Consider the following 4,327-nt stretch of genomic DNA (forward strand, 5'->3'; position numbering starts at 1 on the left):
CGTACGACCACTGCCGCCGGTCCGGGCGTGACCTGATAGGAGCCTGGAGCATTTTCGTGACCGTGTCCCCGTGACAGTCCTGTCCGCCCACCGGCGTCGGTGCCGCCCCCGCACCCGTAGCCGAAGGACAGCCTCGTACATGAGCCAGATCGCCCCCACCCGTTCCGGTCACGTCGTGATCGGCGTGGACACCCACAAGCACATCCACGTGGCCGCCGTCATGGACTCGATCGGTGGGATTCTCGCGACCGGCACGATCGCCACCGACCGTGCCGGTTACCAGCAGCTACTGGAATGGGCCGCGGACTACGGCACCATCATCGCGTTCGGCATCGAGGGCACAGGCTCCTACGGGGCTGGTCTGGCCTCGTACATCCGTCGCCAGGGGCACAAGGTCGTGGAAGTCTCGCGCCCAGACCGACGCCTGCGTCGGTTGAACGGGAAGTCCGACACCTTGGACGCTGAGAACGCGGCCCGCGCAGTCCTCGCGGGTTTCGCTACCGCCACGCCCAAGAGCGCCGACGGGAGCGTGGAAATGATCCGTCAGCTCAAAGTCGCTCACGACACTGCGGTCAAAGACCGCTCTGCAGCGATGATCACGTTGAAGGCGATGCTCGTGCACGCCGAAGAAAATCTACGCAAGGTACTGCAGGGGAAGACGCAGAAGATGATCGCCCGCCGCTGCGCTTCCCTGCGCCCCCGCGCGCTGAGCACGCCGGAGGAGGCCAATCGTCATGTGCTCCGGTCGCTGGCCAGGCGGTGGCTGTCGTTAAACGAGGAGATCCTCGAGCTCGAGGCCATGATCAAGGGGCTCGTGATCGCGCGTGCGCCGCACCTGCTCGACCAGTTCGGGATCGGCGTGGACACGGCAGCGGAGATCCTCATCGTGGCCGGGGACAATCCCGAACGGATCAAGAGCGAGGCAGCATTCGCCAAGCTCGCCGGCATCAGCCCCGTGCCTACAGGCTCAGGGATGAGCAGCGGAAAACATCGGATCAATCATGGCGGTCACCGTCAGCTGAACGCAGCCATCTACAGGACAGTCATCGTGCGGATGCGCTTCCATGAGCCCACGATCGCCTACGTGGCACGACGCACCGCGGAGGGCAAGTCCAAGCGAGACATCATTCGCTGCCTCAAGAGGTACGTGATCCGCGAGGTATACCACCTCGTGAAGACCAACCCTCGCACCGGTCAGATCGCGAGTTGACAACTATAGGAGCATCAACGCCCTGGCCGAGACCGTGAACGGGCTCTACAAGGCCGAACTCATCCACTCCAAGCGGATCTGGGAGTCCGTGTAGGCGGTGGAGCTGGCCACCATGGGGTGGGTGCACTGGTGGAACACCACCCGCCTCCACGAGACCCTCGGCTACCGCACTCCCGCAGAAGTTGAGACGGCCTACACTCACGACCAGGATTCAGCGCCCGTTGCGTCCTGACCTCGGAACGAAACCCAGGGCGCTTCAGTCAGCGATGGCTATCGCGTGCTGTGCTTCGAGAAGGATGCATCGTATGTTCCGCTGGTCCAGTCACGGCTGGACCGGTAGCCGAGCCGTGGTCGCGGAGCTTCTGGCGACGAACGACCTTGCGCCATCTCACCTCCGTGCTTTCAAACGGGGCCACGGCGTAGTTGCATGTTCGAGGATATTCTGAGGTCATGTCCGTCTCTGAGTTGTCCGCGAGCACCCAGAACTATTTGAAGGCTGTGTGGGGTCTGACGGAGTGGTCGTCGGTGCCGGTGACGCCGACGCTGATCGCGGAGCGGACGGGATTGAAGCTCTCGTCGGTCTCTGATGCTGTCCGTAAGCTCTCTACGCAGGGTCTTGTCGAGCATGCTCCTTACGGGTCGGTGGAGTTGACGGAGACGGGGCGCTCCTACGCGCTGGCGATGGTACGTCGGCATCGGTTGATCGAGTCGTTCCTCGTCAGTGTCTTGGGCTACTCGTGGGATCAGGTGCATGATGAGGCTGAGCACCTTGAGCATGCGGTGTCGGATTTCATGATCGACCGGATCGATGAGTTCTTGGAGTTCCCCACCCGCGATCCTCATGGTGACCCGATCCCGTCCGCTGACGGGACGGTGCAGATCCCGGATGCGACACAGTTGACCGGAGTCGGGGCGGGGCACCGGGTGGTGGTCGAGCGTATTTCGGACTCGGACCCGGCGCTGCTGCAGTTCTTCGAAGAGCATGGTTTCGTAATCGGATCAACGCTGGAGATCGGCGAAGGTGCCCCGTTCTCGGACGCGCTGGACGCGCGAGTTACGGGATCGGACACCTCGGTAGCACTGGGGCGTTCGGCGACAGATGCACTCTATGTGTCTGTCGTGGCCAGTTGATGCGGTCACCGCGCAGCTTCGTCGTGGAGTGATGCATGGAGCACGCCTGCTCCGGCAGGGAGCAACGTGCCATGCCATTCCGCCGAGCGGACCTTGATGATGTCGTTTTCCGCTGTGCAGGCCTGGATGCGTGACCGTGTGTCGGGGCGAGGGTGTCGCTCGTCGAGGAAGACCAGTGTTTCGAGTGGTGCGTCGGCGACGCGCGTGATCCTCACGGGAGCCCATCGCGGGCGTGCGAGTTCCCGCAGACGGGCATCTCGGCGGGATTCGATGTGACCGTCTGGGGTGGGGATGGGTTGCCCGTAGGGGTCGTGGGTGGGCTGGTCGAGGGAGGCTTCGATTCGCTGGAGGAAGCGGGGTGAGCTGCTGGCTTCCAATGCGTCGGCATTGGCGGCGAGTTCGCTCCAGGGCAGGTCGAGGGCGTCGTGGAGGAAGCACCGAAGTATCCGGTTCGTCCGCACTGCCCGCATCGCTTCGAGGTGTCCCGTAGGAGTGAGGGAAAGGCTTTTGTACCGTTCTTTGTCGATGATACCGTCATCGACGAGTCGCTTCACCTGTTCGGACACGCTCCCCGGCACGAAACTCAGCGCACGGGCAATGCCCGTCACCGTAACCGGAGCGTCACTGTTCTCAGTCAGGGACCAGATGGCACGGAGATAGCGTGCTCTGGTCCCTGACCGGTCGCTCTTGCCGCGCATGCGGGATACCCCTACTGAGCGGAAACGAGTGCCCGTCTGCGGCGTGTGCTCATGATCCGGGTTCCGATGAGACCGTGCCGGGGGCTGAAAAAGTAGACGAGCGCGAACACGGCTCCCTGCGCGAGGACGACCATGCCACCGGAGGCGGTGTCGAGGTAGTAGCTCAAGTACAGGCCGACGACGGCGCAGGCTGCGGAGATCACGGGAGCGATAACGAGCATGCGCCCGAACCGGTCCGTGAGTAGGTATGCGGTAGCTCCCGGGATGATGAGCATCGCCACGACCAGGATGACGCCAACGGCCTGGAGGGCGACGACGGCGGTGAGCGCGAGGAGACCGAGGAGCGCCGCGCCGAGGATCTTCGGATTCAGTCCGATGGCGTGGGCGTGGGTGGGGTCGAAGGCGTAGAGGGTGAAGTCGCGGCGCTTGGTGACGAGGATCGTGAAGGTGATCGCGCCGAGGATGATGACCTGGATGAGGTCGGCCCAGGACACGCCGAGCAGGTTGCCGAAGATGATGTGGTTCAGGTCGGTCTGCGACGGGGTCACGGAGATCAGCACGAGCCCCAGAGCGAACAGTGTCGTGAACACGATCCCGATCGCAGCGTCCTCCTTGACCCGACTGGTGTCCCTCACCGCGCCAATGAGGGCGACCGCGAGGAACCCGAAGATCACCGCTCCGAGGGCGAAGGGTGCGCCGACGATGTAGGCGAGCACGACCCCAGGGAGGACGGCGTGGGAGACGGCGTCGCCCATGAGCGACCAGCCGATCAGGACGAGCCAGCAGGAGAGCACCGCGCACACGATCGAGGCGATCAGGGTGGTCGCGAGGGCGCGCACCATGAAGTCGTAGCTGAGCGGCTCGAGGAAGAAGTCGATCAGGTTCATCAGTTGTCGCCTCGGTTCAGGACGTCCAGCCCGAAGGCCAGAGCAAGGTTGTCGGGCCGGAGTACCTCATCAGGGTCGCCGTGTATGAGCACGCGGCGCATCAGGAGCACGGCTTCGTCAGCCAGGGCGGGCAGGGCGTGGAGATCGTGGGTGGAGACGAGGATCGTCGCCCCGTCGTCGGCGAGTTCGCGCAGCAGCCGGGTGATCGTGGCCTCGGAGCGTTTATCGACCCCGGCGAACGGCTCATCCAACAGCAGGATCGACGCGCCCTGGGCGATCCCCCTGGCCACGAACGCCCTCTTCTTCTGGCCACCGGAGAGCTGCCCAATCTGCCGGTCCGCGTACTCAGTGAGCTCCACCCGCTCCAAGGCGTGGTCGACGGCGTCGTGGTCGGCTTTCTT

5 protein-coding genes and 1 pseudogene are annotated in these 4,327 nt (G+C 64.1%); 3 read left to right on the top strand and 3 right to left on the bottom strand.

Annotated elements, in window-relative coordinates; genetic code table 11:
- Positions 1 to 139 precede the first annotated feature (139 nt).
- The 3 genes and pseudogenes from ACFWJO_RS37070 (at position 140) to ACFWJO_RS37080 (ending at position 2,341) form a co-directional block, all read left to right on the top strand.
- The gene (locus ACFWJO_RS37070) at positions 140 to 1,210 is read left to right on the top strand and encodes an IS110 family transposase (protein WP_041103455.1); all 1,071 of its coding nucleotides are present in this window, start codon (positions 140 to 142) and stop codon (positions 1,208 to 1,210) included.
- Positions 1,211 to 1,226: 16 nt separating this feature from the next.
- Positions 1,227 to 1,442 (top strand): annotated as a pseudogene (locus tag ACFWJO_RS37075) (integrase core domain-containing protein); the annotation flags it as partial.
- 218 nt (positions 1,443 to 1,660) lie between these two features.
- On the top strand, positions 1,661 to 2,341 hold the full coding sequence (locus ACFWJO_RS37080) for a metal-dependent transcriptional regulator (protein WP_041103449.1): 681 nt from the start codon (positions 1,661 to 1,663) through the stop codon (positions 2,339 to 2,341).
- Between the two features lie 5 nt (positions 2,342 to 2,346).
- Here ACFWJO_RS37080 and ACFWJO_RS37085 read toward each other — a convergent pair whose 3' ends face one another.
- From ACFWJO_RS37085 to ACFWJO_RS37095, 3 genes are all read right to left on the bottom strand, one after another.
- Positions 2,347 to 3,039: a metal-dependent transcriptional regulator gene (locus ACFWJO_RS37085; RefSeq protein WP_386872509.1), complete on the bottom strand. Its 693-nt coding sequence runs from the start codon at positions 3,037 to 3,039 to the stop codon at positions 2,347 to 2,349.
- Between the two features lie 11 nt (positions 3,040 to 3,050).
- On the bottom strand, positions 3,051 to 3,926 hold the full coding sequence (locus ACFWJO_RS37090) for a metal ABC transporter permease (RefSeq protein WP_041103446.1): 876 nt from the start codon (positions 3,924 to 3,926) through the stop codon (positions 3,051 to 3,053).
- Positions 3,926 to 4,327: metal ABC transporter ATP-binding protein (locus tag ACFWJO_RS37095; protein WP_386872512.1), on the bottom strand; the 402-nt coding region annotated here is incomplete at its 5' end. The genes ACFWJO_RS37090 and ACFWJO_RS37095, both read right to left, overlap by 1 nt.

Source organism: Streptomyces sp. NPDC127092 (assembly GCF_042722475.1).
Taxonomy (GTDB): domain Bacteria; phylum Actinomycetota; class Actinomycetes; order Streptomycetales; family Streptomycetaceae; genus Streptomyces.